3 protein-coding genes are annotated in these 3,629 nt (G+C 49.9%); all 3 read left to right on the top strand.

Features of this window, described 5'->3' with window-relative positions; translation table 11 throughout:
• Positions 1-2,137: glycosyltransferase (locus Q7V06_RS08655; RefSeq protein ID WP_304840617.1), on the top strand; the 2,137-nt coding region annotated here is incomplete at its 5' end.
• Entirely contained in the window at positions 2,137-3,315 is a 1,179-nt protein-coding gene (locus Q7V06_RS08650; RefSeq protein ID WP_304840615.1) for a glycosyltransferase family 4 protein, read from the top strand. The genes Q7V06_RS08655 and Q7V06_RS08650, both read left to right, overlap by 1 nt.
• Positions 3,316-3,629 (top strand): GDP-mannose 4,6-dehydratase (locus Q7V06_RS08645; protein ID WP_304840613.1); only part of this gene is annotated, 314 nt, incomplete at its 3' end.

The following is a 3,629-nucleotide window of genomic DNA, read 5'->3' as shown; positions in this document are numbered from 1 at the left end:
GCTTGGAGCTGAGTATGCTGTTCTCGAATCGACATTAGCAGCAAGGGATGAAGAACTAAAGGTCCGAAATCAGGAACAAGAACGCCTGAAGAATGATTACCTGGAACTTGAAGCGGTCCATCACACTCTCCATGAAGAGATGAGTGCGAAAGAGAGGACGATACGGGAGGTTTCAATACGGCTTCAGGATGTTGAAGGTGCTTTATCCCATTCAAACCATGAGATTGAACGTTTATGGCAGGAGAATATGGGATTGAAGAGCAGTGTCTCTCATCGGTTCATGACGTCACTCCATTCGTTCCTTATCGAACCGCTCTTCCCTCCACAATCCGGGAGGCGGGCCGCATATGATCGGTTTATTAAAGGCTCACGGATGCTGTTTTGCGAAGGTCCCGGTGCTACCTTCTCCGAATATAAGAAATACCGTGTTGCGAGACGCGGAATTGCAGGTGATCCGAGGCCTGCCATTCCCCTGAACCGGAGTGTGATTGCGCCTGATACGATGAAAGAGATGAAAGAGGAGATCGGCCGGTTCACTTCTCTTCCAACCATTTCGATCATCACCCCGGTATATAATGTGGATGAAGAGTATCTTCGTGCCTGTATTGAGTCGGTTCGGGATCAGGTCTATGAGAACTGGGAGTTATGCCTCGTCGATGATGCAAGCCCAAAGCGCCATATAAAGCGGGTTCTGCGTGAGTATGAAGGTATTGATGATCGGATCAGGATCGCGTACAATTCGAAGAACGCCGGGATCAGCGAGACGACGAACAAGGGAATAAAGATGGCGGGCGGGGAGTATATTGCCTTCCTGGATAATGATGATCTGCTTGCACGAGATGCCCTTTTTGAGGTTGTGAAACTGATCAACGAGCACCCGGATGCGGATGCAATCTATAGTGATGAGGATAAGATCTCACCTGACGGACTGCTCTGTGAACCGTTCTTCAAACCGGACTGGTCACCGGAGTACTTCTGCGGGGTGATGTATGTCGGCCATCTCCTTACTGTTCGAAAGAGTGTTGCAGAGGAGGCGGGTCTGATCAATCGAGAGTACGATTTTGTCCAGGATTTTGAGTTCATGCTCCGTGTCTCTGAGAAGACGGATAAGATCTATCATATCCCGAAGATCCTCTATCACTGGCGGAAGATCGAGGGGAGTGTGGCATCATCTGTTGATTCCAAGGGGGATATCAGTTCTATTCAGGCACGTGCGGTCACTGCTCATCTGAAGCGGGTTGGTCTGCCAGCCGGGGGCAAGCCCGGCTCACTCCCGCATCGTGTAGCAATTGTACCTGCGAAACGGGATCTTCATCCTCTTGTGAGTATCATTATCCCGACAAAGGACAGACCGGATCTCATTGGAAGATGTCTTGCGAGCATCTTCAGCGAGACGACGTACCCTTGTTTTGAGGTGATCGTCATCGATAACCAGACGACTGATCCAGAAGCGGAACGGATCATCGCCTCATACCCGGTGACCGTTGTTTCATATAATGAGCCCTTTAACTTCTCGAAGATGAATAATTATGGAGCCCGGTATGCAAACGGTGAGTACCTGGTCTTTTTGAATAATGATACTGAGATAGTGACAAAGGACTGGATAGAGCACCTTCTCTACTATGTTGAACAACCGGATGTGGCTGCAGCAGGGCCACTGCTCCTGTATCCTGATAAAAAGGTTCAGCATGCCGGGGTGGTGCTTGGTTTTCGGGGGACTGCTGATCATATCATGCGTTACCATCTCCCGGAGTGGGATGGGTATGCGGGATCACTCTCGTGTGCACGGGAGGTTTCAGCAGTCACCGCAGCCTGTATGATGGTGAAAGCCCGGCTCTTTTCTGATCTCGGTGGGTTTAATGAGTATTATCAGATCCATTACCAGGATGTCGATCTCTGTCTGAAGTTTATTGCCCGGGGGTATCGGATCATCTACACCCCCCGTGTCGCTATCACACATTTCGAATGTTCGACGAGAGGGAGGGAGAAGTATAATCTGGTCGATCGGTACCTGCTGATTGATCAGTGGGAGGAGATGATCGCAAATGACCGGTATTATAACAGAAACTTTGATTGTGGTGTGTATACCGATCAGGAGAGTGGGTATACCATAAAAATGTGCGATGAGGTGTACTGATGGCAGTGATCGTCTTTGTCACCTATCATGATTTCACAAGTAATAGTGCAATCCAGATCCATACCTTTGCAAACCAGCTCGTCAGGGAGGGGCATACCTGTGTTATTGCAGTTCCCACAAACAAGAATACGGTGTATACTGCAATCGGGGGAGAGGTTCTCTATACTCCCGTCACCTTCCCGGAACTGAAGAAGGGGTTCTTCCCTGATGGAAAGGGGCCGGATATCATCCATGGCTGGACACCACGGGAGATCGTCCGGAAGGAATGCATATTGCTTCAGAAGATGTACGGATCAAAACTGGTTGTGCATCTTGAGGATAACGAGGAGCAGATCCTCTCAGACTGCTTGAAGATCCCGATCCGGGAGCTTCGGCTGCGATCCCCTGAGGAGATCTCTGCCATGACACCGGATCACCTCTCACACCTTCTTTATTATAAGGACTTCTTAAAGCGGGCAGATGGGGTCACGGTCATTATGGATCGGCTCGCGGAGTTTGTTCCGGATACCGGGAAGTGCATGGTTCTCTGGCCGGGCATCGACCGATCGCGTTTTACTCCGGGGTGTCAGGGTGTGGTTCCTGAGATCGATTCCGGAACGCTTGTCCTCTGCTATACGGGTAATGTCCACGCATCCAACTACCGGGAGGTGCGGAGCCTCTATCTCGCGGTTGCATTATTAAACAGGACGGGTGTCCCGACGAAACTGATCCGGACAGGGGTCGATCATGTCCCCTTCCTCGGTGATGATCCCTCCTGGGCACATGATCATTCCATTGAGCTTGGTTTTGTTCCGTACGAGACGATCCCTGCTCTGAATGACAGAGCAGACATCCTTGTCCAGCCGGGACGGGCAGATGAGTTCAATGCCTATCGCCTCCCCTCGAAACTCCCGGAGTTCTTCTGTATGGGCAAGCCGGTGATCCTCCCGAATGTGAATATCGGGCGGTTTGTGACAGATGGAAAAGAAGCGATCCTTCTTGAGACCGGAACTGCGATAGAGATCGTCGAGAAGATACGATTGATTCGTGATGACCCGGAACTTGCCCGCAGGCTCTCTCTTGAGGCAGAAGATTTTGCGATCCGATCATTTGATGTTTCTGCGAATACAAAGAAACTTGCACTTTTCTATGAACGGCTTCTTGCCGGTGACGATTCTAAAACCACGAGGAGGAGTTAGATGACAAAGACAGCATTTATCACAGGAATTACCGGACAGGACGGATCATATCTTGCTGAACTCCTCCTCTCGAAGGGGTACATTGTACATGGATTGATCCGGAGGTCATCGACCTTCAATACAAGCAGGATTGATCAAATATATGTCGATCCTCATGATCCTGAGGCCCGGCTCTTCCTTCACTATGGAGATCTGGCCGATTCGGAGCAGATATCAAATATCATTTATAATATCCGGCCTGATGAGGTCTATCATCTCGGTGCACAGAGCCATGTCAGGGTGAGTTTTGATACCCCTGAGTATACAGCAAATAT

Source organism: Methanocalculus sp., assembly GCF_030651615.1.
Classification (GTDB): domain Archaea; phylum Halobacteriota; class Methanomicrobia; order Methanomicrobiales; family Methanocorpusculaceae; genus Methanocalculus.
Note: the sequence above shows the minus strand (reverse complement) of the source record. Positions and strands in the feature narration are given on the sequence as shown.

Coding starts and splice junctions, on each gene's coding strand:
- Q7V06_RS08650 (WP_304840615.1), top strand. CDS start 2,137: ATGGCAGTGATCGTCTTTGTCACCTATCATGATTTCACAAGTAATAGT.